This window comes from Paludisphaera rhizosphaerae (assembly GCF_011065895.1).
GTDB classification, from domain to species: domain Bacteria; phylum Planctomycetota; class Planctomycetia; order Isosphaerales; family Isosphaeraceae; genus Paludisphaera; species Paludisphaera rhizosphaerae.
The window spans coordinates 116,573-132,219 of record NZ_JAALCR010000010.1 but is presented as its reverse complement, the minus strand read 5'-3'; the positions used below and the strand labels follow the sequence as shown (position 1 = coordinate 132,219).

Below are 15,647 nucleotides of genomic sequence, written 5' to 3'. Positions count from 1 at the left end.
CGCCAGCTTACGACCCGCCGGGGCCCGGCGGAAGTTCCTCGCGTCTCCTCAGTCGCGGCCGAGCGGCGTGTCGACGAGATGCTCGGCCAGGAACCAGACCTGAGCCTCGCCCGTACGGACGACGTTGGAGACGAGCAGGTCGTTCGTGCCGTCGTCCCCCTGGTCGGCGGTCTTGTGGGCGGCGTCGCGAGCGTCGATCAGGATCATTTCGTGGGCTTCGAGCAGCCGCGAGATCATCGACGGAACCTCTTCGCAGCCGTCGGGAGGACGAGGGATGCGAGTCAGCTCGGCGACATGCCGAGGATCACCGACGGCCACGCCCCCCAGCGCCTGGATGCGCTCGGCCAACTCGTCGATGATCGCGAGCTGTTCGCCGGCGTGCTTATCCAGCAACAGATGGAGCTGATAGAATGTGTGGCCCCGCATCAGCCAGTGATGCTTCTTGTACAGTCCGTAGAGGATCTGCGAATCCGCCAGAACCTGATTCAAGCGCTGGCAGGAGTACATGCGGGCGTCGTACGAAAGCCCGATCGGGAGCTGCCGGACGGTCCCGAATTTCTGGATCTCGGCCTTCTTCACATGGATCCAGGGCTGACTGTGTTCTTCCTTGCTCTTCGCCGAAGTCTGGGCGTGGCCGTCATGGCCTTTCTTGGTGGCGACAGACATGGTTGAACCTCTCGCGTGGGTCCGCCGCGCTCCGGGGACGTCCCCGGAGTCGACGGTACACTCGCGAGTCTTCTTGATGCATCGTCCATGCCAATTGGGAGGAGGCCGATGGAGGCGTCTCACATCCGCCGGAGGTGGGCAGACTTACCCGAGGAAACGATTCAGGTGGCAGAGTCCTGACCGTCAGGCTCCTCGTGATCGCCCTGATGGGCTGGATGCAGGCCCAGTTGTTTGAGTTTTTGTCGGAGGGTCTGCCGGGCGATCCCTAGCAGGAGCGCAGCCTGGTGCTGACTGCCGTGCGCGAATTCCATTGCGGCCGGCAGGAGCAGCCGATCGAGTTCGCGGTGCAGCTCGACGTAGACGTCGCGATCCTCGGGACGGAACGAGCCGTGCAAGGTCACGGCCAGTTCGCCGGCGGCCGAGACCTCGGCGTCGCGCGATCGCGACGCCTCCACAACCGTCGATCCCGGCGAAGGTTCCCCGAACGATTCGGGGAGGAATCGGCTGAGGAGAACTGGCCCGCTGGCCTGGAGGAGAGCCTGTTTGAGCGTGCTCTGAAGTTCGCGGACGTTCCCCGGCCAGGGATAGTCGCGGAGCCTCTGCATCGCCTCGGGGGCGAGGTCGCGGACATCGCGGCCCATCTCGGCGCTGAGGCGGCGGAGGAAATGGCGGACGAGGATCCGAAGGTCGTCGCCGCGTTCACGGAGCGGCGGCAAGGCCAGGGTGAAGACGCTCAGGCGGTAGTACAGGTCGGCCCGGAACCGACCCTCGTTCGACCAGGTGCGGAGGTCGCGGTGGGTGGCGGCGATCAGCCGAACGTCGGTATGGATCGTCTCGCCGCCGCCGACGCGTTCGAAGGTCTGCTCCTGGAGCAGCCGTAACACCTTGGCCTGCAAGGCGAGCGGCATATCGCCGATCTCGTCGAGGAACAGGGTCCCGCCGTTGCACTGCTCGAATTTGCCGATCCGACGGCGGTCCGCGCCGGTGAAACTCCCCTTCTCGTGGCCGAAAAGCTCGGATTCCAGCAGGGTCTCGGGGATCGCCGCACAGTTGAGCGCCAGGAACGGCTGGCGGGCGCGGGGGCCGTGCTGATAGATGGCCTGGGCCACAAGTTCCTTGCCCGTACCGCTTTCGCCGGTGATGAGAACGGGAACGTCCTGGGCGGCGACGCGGCCGATGGCCTTGTAAACCTCGAGCATGGCCGGGCACGAGCCGACGATGGCACCCTCGACGTCGGCCTCGCCGTCCTCCGCCACGACGGCCGGCGTGCGCATCCGCCGCGAGACCTCGAAGGCCCCCTCGACGACCTCTCGCAGCCGCCGCAGATCGAGCGGTTTGAAGAGGTAGTCGTAGGCCCCCTGCTTCATCGCCTCGATGGCTGCGTCGGCCTTGCGAGCGACGGTGATGAAGATCACCGGGATCCGCGCGTCGATTCGGCGGATCGCCTGGAAGACGTCGAAGCCGGAGGCGTCGGGCAGGTGCAAGTCCAGGAGGACGGCGTCGGGCCGAATGCGGCGGGCCGTTTCGATCCCCAGGGCTCCCGACTCGGCGATGTCGACGGCGTGCTCGGGCGAAGGAAAAACCTGCCGAGCCTGGCGGGCGACCAAGGCAGGATCGTCGTCGATCAGCAACAGGCGGCCCATACGTTACCTCGCGGCGATGACGTCTCGGCCCCCGCGGGCCGAATTGGTATTCTATTCGCTAGTACGCCTCCCAATCCAGCGGGCAAGGGCCGGGTTCGGGGGGAGGTCGACGCCGATCGCCCCACGGATGGAGTTGGAAGGTCCCGCCCGCACACGGGGACTGCACGCATGCCCGAACCAGAACCGTCCCAGGACGACGGCTCCCGCCCGCCGGTCGACGACGATCTGCGCGTCAGCGAAGCTCGGTTCCGGGGCACGTTTGAGAACGCCGCGGTCGGGATCGCCCATTGCGACCTGGAAGGTCGCTGGATCCGCGTGAACCACACCTTCTGCGCCATCGTCGGCCATGAGCCCTATGAACTCATCGGCCGACCGTTCAGTGAGATCACCCACCCGGAGGACCAGCACCTGGGCCCTCCCGACTTCCGCCGCCTGGCCCGCGGCGAGCGTGGGCCGTACTCGGTGGAGAAGCGATACATCCGCCACGAAGGCGGCTTCGTGTGGGTCAAGTTGTACATCTCGCTCCAGCGCGACGAGGCCGGAGCGCCCGCCTATGTGATCTGCGTGCTTGAGGACATCGGCGAGCGTAAGCGGCTGGAGTGCGAGTTGCGCCGCGCGATGCAGAAGGCCGAGGCCGCCAACGGCGCCAAGGATGAATTCCTGGCCAACGTCAGCCACGAAATGCGCACGCCCCTGAACGCCATCCTGGGGATGACCGAGCTGACCCTGGAGACGCCGCTGACCGAAGACCAGCGCCAGTGCCTCAAGACGGTGCGTTCGGCGGCCGAGGGGCTGGTGCGGATCGTCGACGACGTGCTCGATTTCGCCAAGATCGCCGCCGGCAAGATGGATGTGGACGCCTCCGAATTCTCGCTTCGCGCCGCCGTGGGGGACGTCCTGCGGTTCCTGGGCCCTCGCGCGCATGCGAAGAAGCTCGATCTGGTCTCGCTCGTCCGTGAGGACGTGCCGGACGCCCTGATCGGCGACGTCGGCCGATTCCGTCAGATCCTTATCAACCTCGTCGGCAACGCGGTGAAGTTCACCGAGGTCGGCGAGGTCTTCGTTCTGGTCGAGCTCGATCACGACGCCGCCGCTGAAGGGCCGGGCCGGGTCGGCCTGCGAGTGAAGGTCAGCGACACAGGAATCGGGATCCCCAAGCCGGAGCAGTCGCGGATCTTCCGGGCCTTCGAGCAACAGGACGCCTCCACGACGCGACGGTTCGGCGGCACCGGCCTGGGGCTGACGATCGCCGCCCGACTGGCCGCGCTGATGGGCGGCGGGATCGCCGTCGAGAGCGAGCCGGGTCGGGGCAGCACGTTCACGCTCACGTCTCTGTTTGCTCGCAAGCCCACGCCGAAGCGCACGCCCGGGGTCCGTCCCACGGGCCTCCCTCGCGGCCGATGGGCCCTGGTGGTGGACGACAACGAGACCACTCGACGCGTCCTGGAAGGCTGGCTGACGGCCTGGGGCCTGCGCGTCGCCACGGCGGGCGACGGCATCGCCGCGCTCGACGCCCTCTGGCGCGCGGCCGCCCGCAAGCGGCTCCCCGACGTCGTCCTGCTCGACGCCCGCATGCCCGACGTCGACGGCCTCGACCTGGCCGCCAAGATCCGGGCCAGCGACGAGCTGGCCGCCGCGCCGATCGTCATTTTGACCACTGGCGACGAACCCGGCGACCTGGCCCGCAGCCGCGAGTTGGGCGTCTCCGCCCGGCTTCTCAAGCCGATCCGGCAGGACGAGTTGCTGGAGGCCCTCCGCACCGCACTCGTGGCCCCCGCGCCTTCCCCTCTCGCCGAGTCCGCCGACGCCGACGAGGAAGCCGCCGGAGTCAAGCTTTCGATCCTGGTGGCGGAGGACGACGAGTTCAACGCTCACTTCCTCGTCCGCCTGCTCAACCGCCGGGGTTGGTCCGTTCGCCTGGCGACCGACGGCCGTAAAGCGCTCGCCCTGGCGCTCGATGAGTCGCAGGCGTTCGACGTGATGCTGCTGGACGTGCACATGCCCGAACTGGACGGTTTCGCCGTCGTCCGAGCCGTCCGTGAAACCGAGGCCGCCCGGGGCGGCCGACGACTCCCCATCGCGGCCTTGACCGCCCGTTCGCGACAGGGGGACCGAGCGCTCTGCCTGGCCGCCGGCATGGACGACTACCTGACCAAGCCGATCCGCACCGACCGCCTCTTCGCCGTCGTGGAGCGACTCGCTTCGTTCCGCAGCGTCGGCGCCGGTGAAGCCCCTGCGCTCGACCCTGACGCCCTGTTCGCCGCCTGTGGAGGCGACGCCGAATTGCTCGCCGGCCTCTGCCGCGACTTCCGCGAGTTGGCCCCCGTACGCCTGGCCGCCGCCCGCGACGCTCTCCGCGACGACGACGCCGATTCTCTCCGCGCCGCGGCCCACAAGCTCGCCGGGATGGCCTCCATGTTCTCTTCCACGGCCGCCGCGCTCGCCCTGGATCTGGAAGCCGCCGCCGCCGAGGGCCGCCTCGACGACGCCCGCCCGATCCTCGCCCGGCTCGTCTCCGGTCTCCCGTCCCTGTCGCGGCAGATCGAACGAATGACGCCCGAATCGCTGGCGGCCCTGACCCGCCCCGTCGATACCGCGCCCGCCCACCGGAGCTAATCCCGTGACCCTGCCGGATCGACCGCCGCCGCGCGAGACCCTCGAAGGGCTCACGCCCCCCGCCGCCGACTTCCCCTACTTCGCCTTCGCCGAGGTCGTCCCCTTCGAGGCCGACCCCCGGCGATCCGTCCGCACGCCTGCCGGCGCGTTCGACGACCCGAACGCCTGGCTCCTGGCCGACGCCTCTCTGCTGGCCTACGGCGACGCGAACTTCATCGCCGACCGCGTTCGTCAATCCCCCCTGCCCGGCCTCGGCTGGCAGGCCCGGACGCTTGGCGACCCGGACGAACCGCGGGCCGTGGTCCTTCAAGGACCCGACGCCCTGGTGATCGCCTTCCGCGGCACGAGCTTGCCGGTCCCTCCCGTGCCGGAGAACCTCTCGCCGAATGAAGTCGCCCGGCTGGTCGACTGGATCCTCGGCAATGAGGACCTCAAGATCGACGCTCAACTCCTCCCCGCAACCCGCGCCTCGGGTGGGCGAGTCCACTCGGGATTCCTTCAGGCGTTCCAGGCCATCAGCCAGCAGCTCGACGAGGTCGTGGCCGCAAGGCGTCCTGGCCAGGCCCTCTGGCTGACCGGCCACAGCCTGGGCGGCGCCCTGGCGGTGCTGGCGGCGTCGCACCTTCGCGAATCGGACGTGACGGGAATCTACACCTACGGATGCCCGCGCGTGGGCGACGCCGAGTTCGTCGACACGCTCCCGGTCTGCGTCCACCGTCGGTTCGTCCACCGCGACGATCTCATCCCCAAGGTCCCTCCGCCCTGGCCGCTGGGCTATCGTCACGCCGGCGAGGAACAGGAAGTCCCCGACGCCGCGCCTCGGCGGCTCTGGCAAGAGTGGAACGAGGGATTCCAGGCCCTGGCCGCCGCCGTCCGCCTGTCCTTCGAACAGCGCCGGCTGGCCGTCGGCGAAGCCCCCCTGCTCGTCCGAGGCCTCGCCGACCACGCCCCCGTCTACTACGCCACGCTCCTCTGGAATGCGGTGGCCGCAGCGAGACGTGAGGGCTGACGTCTCCTACCTCCACGCGAACTCCGGCGGCACGACGTGTCCGTTGACCGCCGGACGGACGATCGACCAGAAGTGGCGGATTTTTGTCCGGACAATAGCCGAGTCGCGGCCGACAACCTTGTAGACGAGCCCTGCGTCGTTGGGCAGGCGGCCGACGCCGGCGGCCCAGCCTTCAGTCTCGTTCCAGCCGAAGGCGGCCTGGTTCGCCACGACGTCGGCGATGGCGGGGGGCGTCAGCAACAGGACGTTGCCGAAGACGTCGAAGCCCTGCATCACGCCCGGTCGCGCGACGGGCGAGCGCGCGGGGTCGATGATGAACTTCTCGACGAAAAGGCTCGACCCATCGGGCCGCTCGGCGGCGACGGTCGACGAGAAGAGGTCGAAGCGGAACAGCTCGCCGTCGCGGTAGTGCTTCCGGCCGCCCAGGAGGGTCTCGGCGTAGAGGAGCGTCGCCGTGGGGGCGATCCGAACCCGCGTCCTGGTCAGAAAGCGTGAGCGGGCGAACGGGATGGTGGGCTCGGGGATGTACTCCAGATAGGCGTTCTCGTCGAGCGTGATCTCCTGGGTCTGGCTCGCGTGGTTGGCGTCCATCTCGTGGATCTTGGTGCCCGCCTGCGTCGTGATGTGCCCACACGAGCCCGGGCCGGCGGAAAAGTCCATCGCGTAGCGATCCCCCTGGAGGATGCCCCCCGCGTTGCTGATGATGAAGACGACCGGCAGGCTGGGCATCCCCTCGTCGCAATAAAGGGCCTTCTGCACCAGCAGAGGCGCGCGGCGTTCCATGGCGGCGAGGATCGAACGCTCGCCCCGACGCTCGAAGCGCAGGAGGAGCTTCGCATTCTTGCCGAACCCGCCGCTGGGGAGCTGCGCCGGCTCGTCGAGGTACGGGGCCAGTTCGGGAGCGGGGATCATGCTCACTTCGCGGCCTTCTCGGTAGGAAGATCGAACAGGACGTTCTCGCGAATCAGGTCGATGAGTTCCTCGATCCCCTCGCCCGTCTTGCAGTTGGTGAAGACGAACGGACGGCCCTTGCGCATCAGCCGCGAGTCGTCCTCCATGACCTTGAGGCTGGCTCCGACGTACGGCGCGAGGTCGGTCTTGTTGATGACGAGGATGTCCGACCGCGTGATCCCCGGCCCGTTCTTGCGGGGGATCTTGTCGCCGGCGGCGACGTCGATGACGTAGATGAAGAAATCGACGAGCGCCGGGCTGAACGTGAGCGTGAGGTTATCGCCGCCGCTCTCGATCAGGACGACGTCCGAGTCGGGGAACCGGGCCTCCATGTCCTCGACGGCCGCGAGGTTCATGCTAGGATCCTCGCGGACGGCTGTGTGCGGGCAGGCGCCGGTCTCAACGCCGAGGATCCGCTCCTCCACGAGCACGCCCTTGAGCGTCCTCCGAACGTGCGCGGCGTCCTCGGTGGTGACGACGTCGTTGGTGATGATGAGGACGCGCGAGCCCAGGTCCAGAAGCCTCGGCGTGATCGCCTCGATGATCGCCGTCTTCCCCGAGCCGACCGGGCCGCCGACGCCGATCCGCGTGATCTTCTTCGCCATCTCGTTCGACTCCTCGATCAATTCATGAACATGCGGACGTGGGCCCGAACGTGCAGCGAGGCCAGGACGTCGAACCCTGGCGCGAAGGCCGCCATATCGTCGAGCCCCAGCTTCGCGACTCGCCAGTAAGCCTCTTCAGCGTCGGCGTCGACCTCGAAGAGGACCGCCTGCGCGTCCAGATAGTGGATCTTCATCAGCCGCAGCGAGGCGTTGATCATCATCGTCGCCAGCCCGTACTGATGAACGGCGAAGGCGTCGCGTTCAGAGAGGCCGAGCGCCGCGAAGACCAGGGCCTGACCGATGGGCAGGCAGCCGGGCGTCGCGCCGGCCTTGATGCGATCGAGCCAGTCGGAGGGGGTCGACGGGCCGAGGACGCGTGCGGCCATCTCAGCGAGCTTGCGGCCCATCCGGACGGTCATCGTCCGCATCTCCTCGTTCAGCTTGCGGTCGAACACCGCCCGATCGGCCCGGTCGACGCCCGTAATGTCGCCGACCGAAACCGCGCGATGCGTCGCCAGCACGGCCACGCCGTCCGACGTGGCCGCTTGCTCGACGGCCGCGCGCACGAACGCGCGAAGCGTCTCGACGTCGTGCACCACGCCGATTTCCACCGCGGTCTCCAGCCCGTTCGAGAACGAGAACGCCCCGACAGGCAGCAGCGAATCGCCGAACTGGAGGACCCGCATCAATTCCGCGATCGTCGCCAAGCCGCTCTCCGCGTCTCAGGGTTCATCGATATTCGCCGGGACGTGAGAATGCGGCGTGGACTCAGCCCCGCCGAAGAGGCGACGGGCCTCATGCGGGGCCAGGTGCGGGATGATCTCGGCCCCCGGGGCGAACTCGGGGGTGATCCCCTCAAACGCGTGGGTCCTCATCACCGATTCCATCACCTTCTGATCCACGGTCAACGGCACGAACACGGACGTCCCCTTGACCACGGCCGGCCAGTGCTGGTTCCCCAAGGCATGGCCCAACTCGACGCACGCCCTCGCGAGTTCCTCCGGAGGAAGGCCCAGCAGGCCGTCGAGCTTCAGGATCATGACTTCCTTCAGGCTCACCCGCGCGACGATGGCGGTCAGGTTGGGTTCGTCCCAGGCCAGGACGTCGCCGTCGCGCAGGTGGGTGTTGCGATCAAGGGCGATCGCCACCTCCACGCCCGCCTCGGTCTTCAGCCGCATTCGGCTCTTCTGGGCCTGCCACTGGTCCAGGTCGAGCGTGTCGATCACGGCGTCTTCCAGCAGTTGGGCCCACGAAGGGTCCCGCTCGTTGCCGAGCGGCTTCTCGATAAGGATCATCGGCGTCCTCCGTCCAGCCCGCAGCGGCGTCAGCAGAAGAAATACAGTTGGTTCAGCGAGATCGTCTTGGGCGGCGTCACAGTGGCGTGGACGCCGTCCACCTTCACGGCGAACGTCTGCGGGTCGACCTCGATCTTCGGCAGGAAATCGTTGCGGACCATGTGATGCTTGGTCAGCACCCGCGTCGTCGAGACCGGCTCCACAATGCGCTGCAGGCCGTACTTCTCCTTGATGTTCAAATCGTGCGCCGCGCGGGAGACGAAAGTGACGCAGGTGCGGGCCAGAGCTGAACCGAAGGCGCCGAACATCGGCCGATACATCATCGGCTGGGGCGTCGGGAGCGAGGCGTTGGGGTCGCCCATGTTGGCCCAAACGATCATACCGCCCTTGAGCACCAGCTTGGGTTTGGCCCCGAAGAAGGCCGGCTCCCAGAGGACCAGGTCGGCCAGCTTGCCGGGGGCGATGGACCCCAGAGTGCTGGAGATCCCGGCGGTGATGCACGGGTTGAGCGTGACCTTGGCCAGATAGCGGAGCACCCGAAAGTTGTCGTTGCCGGAGGCGTCCTCGGGGAGCGGGCCGCGGGCCTTCTTCATCGCGTCGGCCGTCTGGAAGGCGCGGAGGAAGTTCTCCCCAGCGCGGCCCATCGCCTGCGAGTCGCTGCCGATGATCGAGATGGCGCCCATGTCGTGCAGGACGCTCTCGGCGACGATCGTCTCGGCGCGAACGCGGCTCTCGGCGAAGGCAACGTCTGAGGGGATCTTGGGGTTGAGGTTGTGGCAGACCATGATCATGTCGAACAGCTCAGCCACCGAATTCACCCCGCAGGGGAGCGTCGGGTTGGTCGAGCTGGGGAGCACGTTGGGTTGGCCCACCACCTTGAGCAAGTCGGGGGCGTGACCGCCGCCGGCGCCCTCGGAGTGGTACGTGTGGATCGTCCGTCCGTCGAACGCCGCGATCGAATCCTCGACGAAGCCCGACTCGTTGAGCGTGTCGGTGTGAACGGCGACGCTCACGTCGTACTCATCGGCGACCGCCAGGCAGGACCGGATCGCGGCCGGGGTGGTCCCGTAGTCCTCGTGAATCTTGAACCCGGCGGCCCCGCCGCGGATCTGCTCGATCAGCGGCGCGGCACCGCTGCTGTTCCCCTTGCCCTGGAAGCCGAAGTTGATCGGCAGGCCCTCGACGGACCGCAACATCATCTCCAGGTTCCAGGGGCCGTTGGTCGAGGTCACGCCGTTCGTGCCGTCGGTCGGCCCCACGCCGCCCCCCCAGAACGTGGTCGTCCCGTTGGAGAGCGCCGCCCAGACCTGCTGGGGGCAGATGTAGTGAATGTGGGTGTCCATCCCCGCGGCGGTGAGGATCAGGTGCTCGCCGCTGATGGCGTCGGTGGCTACGCCGGTGCTCAGGCCGGGAGTGACCCCGTCCATCGTGCTGGGGTTCCCCGCCTTGCCGATCCCCACGATCCGCCCGTTGCGAACGCCGACGTCCGCCTTGAGCACGCCCAGGATGGGATCCAGAACCGTGACGTTGGTGATGACCAGGTCGAGGCAGCCCGACTCCTGCGTGAGCTGGTTGTCCGAGCCCATGCCGTCGCGGAGCGTCTTGCCGCCGCCGCAGACCAACTCGTCGCCGTAGGTGCGGAGGTCCCGCTCGATCTCGATGTAGAGGTCGCTGTCCCCAAGCCGGATCTTGTCGCCGACTGTCGGACCAAAGAGATCGGCGTACTGCTGTCGCGTGATCTTGGACACGTCTTCGCCTCCGTCTGGCTCACGACTTGGTCGACTTGAATCCCTGTTCCTTCACCCGCCGGACGCCGGCATCCTCGTTGGGCCGATAGTCCGGGTTGGGCCCGTCCCCCGTCCAGCCGTCGACCAGGTTGTTGAAGCCGTAGCAGAACTGCTTGCCCCCCATCGGCACGAGCGTCACTTCCTTCTCGTCGCCCGGCTCGAAGCGGACGGCGGTCGTCGCCGGGACGTCCAGACGGCGGCCGAACGCCTTCCTGCGATCGAACTCGAGGTAACGGTTGACCTCGAAGAAGTGAAAATGCGAGCCGACCTGGATCGGACGATCGCCCGTGTTGCGAACCTTGATCGTCACCGTCGGGCGGCCGGCGTTCAGCTCGATCGAGACGTGCTTGAGGATCAGGCCGCCGACCGGCGCCTCCTTCGCCCCCCGAGGAGCCTGCGGCGCCGCCTCGTGGTGATGTTCGAACTGGACGCCTGGGCCGGTCGGGAGCTCGACTTCAGGTTCTTTCGACTCGGGTTCGGCTTTTTTCGATTTGGACATGGGTCGCCTCCGATCGCGATGGGACGCGGACTCACTTGATCGGGTCGTGCACGGTGACCAGGCGGCTGCCGTCGGTGAAGATCGCTTCCAGTTGCACGAAGGGGATCATCTCCGCGACCCCTTCCATCACATCCTCGCGCGTCAGGACGGTCGCCGCGTCCTTCATCACTTCCTCGACGGTCTTCCCCTCGCGCGCGCCTTCGAGGGCGGCGGCGCAGATGATGGCCATCGACTCCGGGTGGTTGAGCTTCAGGCCCTTCGCCTTCCGCTTCAGCGCCACGTCGGCGAGCTGATGGATCAGCAGCTTCTCGATCTCTCGGGGTGTCAGGTGCATGTCAGATCCTCCCTCGCCTTACGGCCTGCTAAACCAGCGAGCCTCTCCGAACAGTCGATCCTCAAGCCAGATCACCGCCAGCATCAACCACGACGCGGCCACGAACGGCCCCGTCAGCGCCGGGACGCCCAGCGACTTCGGAAAGAACTCCGTCATCCCGGTCGCGATCAACGCCGCCAGGATCGGCAACGTGAGCGACTTTCGCTTCAGGAACATCGCCATCGCCGCCAGGGCCGCGTTGTAACCGTAGATTCCGATCGAGATCGCCTGCGTCGGATCGCCGTGATAGTCGGCCATGGCGGTGCCGACGATCGAGCCCAGAAGAGCCATGCCGGCGTGCCAAACGTCGCTCAGGGCGATCCCGACGAGGAACAGAATCCCCGTGACGACGTTCGCCCCCAGCATGACCTCGGCCTCGCCCCGCAGAACTTGCTCGATGAAGCCCCCCGGCGCGACGGCCTCCGACGCGGGGGAGACGTCGAGCGAGTTCCCCGCAATCGCGTGGGCGATGACGAGCAAGATCCACGTCGACACGACGAAGGGGCCCGTGTAGGCCGGGAACGGCAGGAACCGCATCGCCAGCCAGGTGATGAACGTCGAGGCGATGCAACCCAGGACCAGCAGGGTGAACGTCAGTCCCGCCGGCTTCAGGAAGAAGAGCGTGGCCAGACCGACGAGCGTCGAGTTGAACCCGAACAGCCCCTGCTCGATCTGATCCTTGTCGAATCCCGCAACGCGAGCCGTCATCGGTCCGATCAAGGCGCCAAGCACAGCTCCCAGGAGCATGATCGGCGAGGCCAGGGCGATCCCCGCCAGGAAGCAAACGCCCGTACCGGCGTGCCCCTGGAACATGATCTGTCCGACGCCCCGCAGAATCGCCAGGTCAAAATACCGGGCGACAGCCGAGGAGGGCTTGAACGCTTGCATTCGCGTGATTCACCGCACGAGCCTGGGGGGACGTGTTGAAACCGTCCGTGTTTTCCGAGGATCTCACGCCCGTAATGGCGAATCAACCCTGAAGCCGTCCCAAAATTTCGCTTCCTTTCATAATCCCCCTCAAGCCTCACAGTCCTTGTGATCGATACAAACGACGCCGATCGGCTTGAACGGCTGGCCGCGCGCTGAGGATGGGACGTCACCCATGCGTCCGAGGGGTCGAGGAGGTGTTCGTGGGACGCGCCAATTTCTGTCGGTTCGTCGCCGCCCTCGGGCTGGCGCTGGCGTCGGCGGTGCAGGCCATAGGCCAGACCCCCACGACGCCGCCGATACCGTCAGGCGCGGTTCCTCCAAGCGCGGGGCTCGCCACCGACGCCGATATTCTTTCCGAGCTGCGGCAGCTCCGCGCCGAAGTCGCCGAGGCCCGCCAGCTTAAGGCTCAGGTCGAGATACTCCAGCGCCAACTTCAGGGCATCAGCGTGGGCGGCGGCGGCGGTGCCCCAGCCGGCGTCGCCGGCCCTGGCGGCGACGGCCGCAATTGGGGCGGTTTCGGTTCGCCGTTGACGGCGGCCGAGGAAGGCAGAGGCGGGTTCAACGGCCTCCCCAATCGGTATCAGTCCGGCGCCTTCGGCCCCGACACGGGCGAGCCGCCCGACGCCGACCGTTATCCCCTGAAGGGACGCTACAAGTTCCACCATGACGCCACAGGCCCCAACGGCGGCGGCGGGTACTTCAGCTTCAGCACCGACGACGACGAGTTCTCGCTCAACGTCACCAGCCAGCTCACCCTGGACGGCACCTTCTTCGACCGCGCCAACATGCCCACCAACGAGCAGAACTTCAACAGCCCGTTCACTCGTATGTACTTCTACGGGAACATCACCAAGGACTGGAGCTATCAGGTCGGCACCCAGGCTTTCCTGGGCACCTACAACCTTCTCGACATGTTCGTGGCCTGGCATATCAACAAGTACGTCAACATGCGCGTCGGTAAGGGACTGACGCCGCCCTTGTACGAGTATTACGCCTTCTCCCCGGCGCTGGAGCCGGTGATCACGAACTCGCCCCTGTTTCAGTTGGCGGCCAAGCGGCCTTTCGGCGTCATGTTCAACGGCACCTTGTTCGACAACCGGATGCAGTGGTGGTCGGGCGTGACCAACTCCGCGACCTCGCTGTACGGCGACCTCAATCGGAACGTCGAGTACAACGGCGCCGTCGACTTCACGCCCTTCCGCGGCGACGCCTGGAAGGACTCGCACTTCGAGGGTCTGGGCGGCGGCGTTGGGTTCTCGGCAGGGGACAACCACTACAAGCTGGACCAGACGAGCATCGCCTTCACGAACAACGGCGAGGCGACGACGAACCCCAGCTTCGTCACGGTCGTCGGCCTCCCCTGGTACGTCTACAACCAGAACGTCTGGGCCGACGGCATGCGGTCGCGGGTCGCGCCGCACGTCTACTGGTTCGGCCGCTTCAGCGTCCTGGCGGAGATGATGAACTTCAGCCGCGAGCTGACCGACGGCGTCAATCGCGGCCGGTCGACTCAGTGGGCCTATTACGTGAACGCCTCGTACTACCTGACCGGCGAGCGCGATTTCATGGGCAGCGGCTTCCAGGGCTACGCGGTCACGGAGCCCTTGCGGCCGTTCATCCCCAGCCGCGGCCAGTACGGCCCCGGCGCCTGGCAAATCGCCGCGCAGTGGTCCGAGTTCAACGCCGGTCGCGGCGACATCGACCGCGGCTTCGCCGACCCCACGCGTTCGACGGAGCGAATGGACAGCTTCATGACCGGCATGAACTGGTGGCCCAACAAGTACACCCGCGTGAGTTTCGACTACGTCTGGACCTGGTTCAACAACCCGATCCCGCTCGTCGGCCCTGGATACGTCGACCAGTACAACACCTTCTGGATGCGGTTCGCGATGTTCTTCTGACCGAGCCTCAGACGCCTGAGGGGAAGGTCTCGGGCGTCTCGCCTCGCTCTTCCACGCGGACGCCGGACAGCGGGTGCAACGCGTGAGTCTCCTCCAGATGGAGGAAGGCGTCGTAACGTCGCGGCAGGATCGTGGGGACGTAGTTGCCCAGGTGCTCGTACTCCGGCCGATAGACGACGCCGATGGCGCGGTGGCCGCGAGGCTCCATGATCTCGGGGCTCGCGCGGTCCGGCTTGAAGACCAAAATCGCGTCACGGCCGACGGCCCGATGGACGACGTCTTCCCAGCTCCCCTCGCGGGCGCGGGGGACGACCATGCTCTCCATCGGAGCCTCCCAACGTCGACCGGCGATCACGCGCCCTCGGTGCGAGCCGAAGCCGACGAGCACGACCCCGTCGTCGCCGTGGCGTTCGCGGACGAGCTGCCCGACGTTGTACTCGCCCTGCTCGGCCATGTCGGTGAATCGGGCGTCGCCGATGTGGGTGTTGTGCTCCCAGACGATCGCCCGCGCGTCCGGGCCGTGCTGGAGCATCAACCGATCCAGGGTTTCAACCATGTGACTGTCGCGGAGGTTCCAGGAATCGGGTCCTCCCCGGACCATGGCTCGGTAGTAAGCCTCGGCGTTCTGGAGCACCAGGCCGTTCTGCTCGGCGACGAACCGGGCTTCGCGATCATCCTCGGATTCTCCAGCCGACGACGGTCCAGACCGACGACGCAGCTCCTGGAGCAGATCGACGACCTCGTCCTCGCAGGAGTTGGGGACGAACCGCGAGGCGCGGGCGTATTCCTGCACGTCTTCGCCGTAGGGTTCAAAACAACGGAAGGCTTCCCACGCGGCCGGCAGGGCCGAGGGCTCCTTGCGCTGGAGGTAGCCCATGATCGCGTAGAGCGAATCCCATAGGCTGTAGACGTCCAGGCCGTAGAGGCCGACGCGGCGCGCGGAGGGCTGTGCGGCGTTGTGACTCCGGAGCCACTCGACCAGCTCGACGACCTCCTCGTTGGCCCACATCCAGGTCGGCCATCGCTCGAAGCCGTGGAGCACGTCGCGGGCGGTTTCGCCGGCCGGGCCGCGGCCCTTGACGAACTGGTCGACCTGATAGCAGTCGGGCCAGTCCCCCTCGACGGCGATGAACGAGAAGCCTTTCTCGACGATCAAGCGGCGGCTGATCTGGGAGCGCCAGGTGTAGAACTCGGACGTGCCGTGCGAGGCTTCTCCCAGCAGGACGTAGCGGGCGTCGCCGATCCGTTCCAGCAGGGGGTCCAGGTCGGCGGGCCCCCGCAGCGGGCGGGCCAGCCCCTGAACCTCGGCGACGAGTGCGGGCGACGGCGGCGCCTCCGCCCGCGAAAGGCGCGTCATGGAAGCCATGACTCC

Annotated in this window: 14 protein-coding genes; 3 read left to right on the top strand and 11 right to left on the bottom strand. The window is 67.2% G+C overall.

Annotation, left to right across the window (positions count from 1 at the left end):
* Nucleotides 1–48: 48 nt before the first annotated feature.
* Together G5C50_RS14885 and G5C50_RS14880 are read right to left on the bottom strand one after the other, a co-directional pair.
* The gene (locus G5C50_RS14885; RefSeq protein WP_165070671.1) at nt 49–666 is read right to left on the bottom strand and encodes a Dps family protein; all 618 of its coding nucleotides are present in this window, start codon (nt 664–666) and stop codon (nt 49–51) included.
* 161 nt (nt 667–827) lie between these two features.
* Nucleotides 828–2,309, bottom strand: coding sequence for a sigma-54-dependent transcriptional regulator (locus G5C50_RS14880; protein WP_165070669.1), 1,482 nt, complete (start codon nt 2,307–2,309; stop codon nt 828–830).
* Nucleotides 2,310–2,477: 168 nt separating this feature from the next.
* Between G5C50_RS14880 and G5C50_RS14875 the strand changes: the two genes are divergently transcribed.
* Entirely contained in the window at nt 2,478–4,925 is a 2,448-nt protein-coding gene (locus G5C50_RS14875; RefSeq protein WP_165070668.1) for a response regulator, read from the top strand.
* Nucleotides 4,926–4,929: 4 nt separating this feature from the next.
* Entirely contained in the window at nt 4,930–5,934 is a 1,005-nt protein-coding gene (locus G5C50_RS14870) for a lipase family protein (RefSeq protein WP_165070666.1), read from the top strand.
* A 6-nt stretch (nt 5,935–5,940) separates the two neighbouring features.
* Here G5C50_RS14870 and G5C50_RS14865 read toward each other — a convergent pair whose 3' ends face one another.
* Genes G5C50_RS14865 through G5C50_RS14830 form a run of 8 tightly spaced genes read right to left on the bottom strand, consistent with a single transcriptional unit; the run spans nt 5,941 to nt 12,332 of the window.
* Nucleotides 5,941–6,846: an urease accessory protein UreD gene (locus G5C50_RS14865; RefSeq protein ID WP_165070876.1), complete on the bottom strand. Its 906-nt coding sequence runs from the start codon at nt 6,844–6,846 to the stop codon at nt 5,941–5,943.
* Between the two features lie 2 nt (nt 6,847–6,848).
* Nucleotides 6,849–7,490: an urease accessory protein UreG gene (gene ureG, locus G5C50_RS14860; RefSeq protein WP_165070664.1), complete on the bottom strand. Its 642-nt coding sequence runs from the start codon at nt 7,488–7,490 to the stop codon at nt 6,849–6,851.
* A gap of 17 nt (nt 7,491–7,507) precedes the next feature.
* Nucleotides 7,508–8,176, bottom strand: coding sequence for an urease accessory protein UreF (locus tag G5C50_RS14855; protein ID WP_407673552.1), 669 nt, complete (start codon nt 8,174–8,176; stop codon nt 7,508–7,510).
* A gap of 36 nt (nt 8,177–8,212) precedes the next feature.
* Complete coding sequence (gene ureE, locus G5C50_RS14850; RefSeq protein WP_165070661.1) at nt 8,213–8,785, bottom strand: urease accessory protein UreE; 573 nt, start codon at nt 8,783–8,785, stop codon at nt 8,213–8,215.
* Between the two features lie 29 nt (nt 8,786–8,814).
* Nucleotides 8,815–10,533 (bottom strand): urease subunit alpha, encoded by a 1,719-nt coding sequence (locus tag G5C50_RS14845; protein WP_165070660.1) that lies wholly within the window; start codon nt 10,531–10,533, stop codon nt 8,815–8,817.
* 19 nt (nt 10,534–10,552) lie between these two features.
* Nucleotides 10,553–11,071 carry an urease subunit beta gene (gene ureB / locus G5C50_RS14840; protein ID WP_165070658.1) on the bottom strand — a complete coding sequence of 173 codons (519 nt, stop codon included), beginning with the start codon at nt 11,069–11,071 and terminating at the stop codon, nt 10,553–10,555.
* A 31-nt stretch (nt 11,072–11,102) separates the two neighbouring features.
* The gene (locus tag G5C50_RS14835) at nt 11,103–11,405 is read right to left on the bottom strand and encodes an urease subunit gamma (protein ID WP_165070657.1); all 303 of its coding nucleotides are present in this window, start codon (nt 11,403–11,405) and stop codon (nt 11,103–11,105) included.
* A gap of 18 nt (nt 11,406–11,423) precedes the next feature.
* Nucleotides 11,424–12,332 carry an urea transporter gene (locus G5C50_RS14830; RefSeq protein ID WP_165070655.1) on the bottom strand — a complete coding sequence of 303 codons (909 nt, stop codon included), beginning with the start codon at nt 12,330–12,332 and terminating at the stop codon, nt 11,424–11,426.
* Nucleotides 12,333–12,574: 242 nt separating this feature from the next.
* Between G5C50_RS14830 and G5C50_RS14825 the strand changes: the two genes are divergently transcribed.
* Nucleotides 12,575–14,275 carry a porin family protein gene (locus G5C50_RS14825; protein WP_165070654.1) on the top strand — a complete coding sequence of 567 codons (1,701 nt, stop codon included), beginning with the start codon at nt 12,575–12,577 and terminating at the stop codon, nt 14,273–14,275.
* Between the two features lie 7 nt (nt 14,276–14,282).
* Here the strand turns inward: G5C50_RS14825 and G5C50_RS14820 are convergent, their stop codons facing one another.
* Nucleotides 14,283–15,641, bottom strand: a complete 1,359-nt coding sequence (locus G5C50_RS14820; protein ID WP_206107710.1) for an erythromycin esterase family protein — start codon at nt 15,639–15,641, stop codon at nt 14,283–14,285.
* Nucleotides 15,642–15,647: the final 6 nt, after the last annotated feature.

Bases quoted from the DNA above. Each gene is read 5' to 3' on its own strand.
- G5C50_RS14830 (WP_165070655.1), bottom strand. From the start codon at position 12,332: ATGCAAGCGTTCAAGCCCTCCTCGGCTGTCGCCCGGTATTTTGACCTG.
- G5C50_RS14880 (WP_165070669.1), bottom strand. From the start codon at position 2,309: ATGGGCCGCCTGTTGCTGATCGACGACGATCCTGCCTTGGTCGCCCGC.
- G5C50_RS14820 (WP_206107710.1), bottom strand. From the start codon at position 15,641: ATGGCTTCCATGACGCGCCTTTCGCGGGCGGAGGCGCCGCCGTCGCCC.
- ureG (WP_165070664.1), bottom strand. From the start codon at position 7,490: ATGGCGAAGAAGATCACGCGGATCGGCGTCGGCGGCCCGGTCGGCTCG.
- G5C50_RS14835 (WP_165070657.1), bottom strand. From the start codon at position 11,405: ATGCACCTGACACCCCGAGAGATCGAGAAGCTGCTGATCCATCAGCTC.
- G5C50_RS14875 (WP_165070668.1), top strand. From the start codon at position 2,478: ATGCCCGAACCAGAACCGTCCCAGGACGACGGCTCCCGCCCGCCGGTC.
- G5C50_RS14855 (WP_407673552.1), bottom strand. From the start codon at position 8,176: ATGCGGGTCCTCCAGTTCGGCGATTCGCTGCTGCCTGTCGGGGCGTTC.
- ureE (WP_165070661.1), bottom strand. From the start codon at position 8,785: ATGATCCTTATCGAGAAGCCGCTCGGCAACGAGCGGGACCCTTCGTGG.
- ureB (WP_165070658.1), bottom strand. From the start codon at position 11,071: ATGTCCAAATCGAAAAAAGCCGAACCCGAGTCGAAAGAACCTGAAGTC.
- G5C50_RS14885 (WP_165070671.1), bottom strand. From the start codon at position 666: ATGTCTGTCGCCACCAAGAAAGGCCATGACGGCCACGCCCAGACTTCG.
- G5C50_RS14865 (WP_165070876.1), bottom strand. From the start codon at position 6,846: ATGATCCCCGCTCCCGAACTGGCCCCGTACCTCGACGAGCCGGCGCAG.